The following is a 1315-nucleotide window of genomic DNA, read 5'->3' as shown; positions in this document are numbered from 1 at the left end:
TGACGGTGAAGTCCGACGACGTGGCCGGCCGGACCAAGGTCTACGAGGCCATCGTCCGCGGCGACGACAGCTTCGAGGCGGGCATTCCCGAGAGCTTCAACGTGCTCGTCAAGGAAATGCGCTCGCTGGGCCTGAACGTGGAGCTGGAGAACAGCTGAGGGTGAGTGGCGAGTGACCAGTGGCTAGTGGCCAGTGAAGAGATTCACAGCCGCCTCCGCCCTTCTCACTCGCCAGTAGCCGCTAGCCACTCGCCACTGGAATTTACGCGGTTTCGACCGCAGCAAGGAACTCAAGATGAACCAGGAAGTCCTGAACATCTTCAACGCGGTCCCGGTCACTCCGACCTTCGACCAGATCAAGATCGCCCTCGCCAGCCCGGAGAAGATCCGGTCGTGGTCGTTCGGCGAGATCAAGAAGCCCGAGACCATCAACTACCGGACGTTCAAGCCCGAGCGTGACGGCCTGTTCTGCGCCCGTATCTTTGGCCCGACCAAGGACTACGAATGCCTGTGCGGCAAGTACAAGCGCATGAAGTACAAGGGCATTATCTGCGAGAAATGCGGCGTTGAGGTCACCCTGGCCCGCGTTCGCCGCGAGCGGATGGGCCATATCGAACTGGCATCCCCGGTCGCCCACATCTGGTTCCTGAAGTCGCTGCCGTCGCGCATCTCGCTGATGCTGGACATGGCGCTGAAGGACGTGGAGCGCGTGCTCTACTTCGAAAACTACATCGTCACCGAGCCGGGCCTGACCCCGCTGAAGCAGAACCAGCTGCTGACGGAAGACGAGTTCTACCGTTACCAGGACGAGTTCGGCGATGACGGCTTCACCGCCGAGATCGGCGCCGAGGCCGTGCGCAACCTGCTGATCGGCATCGACCTGCACGCCGAGGCTGAAAAGCACCGCGGCGAACTGGCCGACAGCCCTTCGGAAATGAAGGCGAAGAAGGCCTCCAAGCGCCTGAAGCTGATCGAGGCCTTCCTCGAGAGCGGCAACAAGCCCGAGTGGATGATCCTGACGGTCGTGCCGGTGATCCCGCCGGAGCTGCGCCCGCTGGTGCCGCTGGACGGCGGCCGTTTCGCCACCTCCGACCTGAACGACCTGTATCGCCGGGTCATCAACCGGAACAACCGCCTGAAGCGCCTGATCGAACTGCGCGCGCCCGACATCATCATCCGCAACGAAAAGCGGATGCTGCAGGAATCGGTCGACGCCCTCTTCGACAACGGCCGTCGCGGCCGCGTCATCACGGGCGCCAACAAGCGTCCGCTCAAGTCGCTCGCCGACATGCTCAAGGGCAAGCAGGGCCGCTTCC

Annotated in this window: 1 protein-coding gene and 1 pseudogene; both read left to right on the top strand. The window is 62.9% G+C overall.

Annotated elements, in window-relative coordinates; translation table 11 throughout:
• Positions 1–158: hypothetical protein (locus tag B3E43_RS16150; protein WP_414631327.1), on the top strand; the 158-nt coding region annotated here is incomplete at its 5' end.
• A gap of 136 nt (positions 159–294) precedes the next feature.
• Positions 295–1315: pseudogene (locus B3E43_RS00590) on the top strand (DNA-directed RNA polymerase subunit beta'); the annotation flags it as partial.

This window comes from Brevundimonas sp. UBA2416, from assembly GCF_002343105.1.
GTDB lineage: Bacteria > Pseudomonadota > Alphaproteobacteria > Caulobacterales > Caulobacteraceae > Brevundimonas.
Note: the sequence above shows the minus strand (reverse complement) of the source record. Positions and strands in the feature narration are given on the sequence as shown.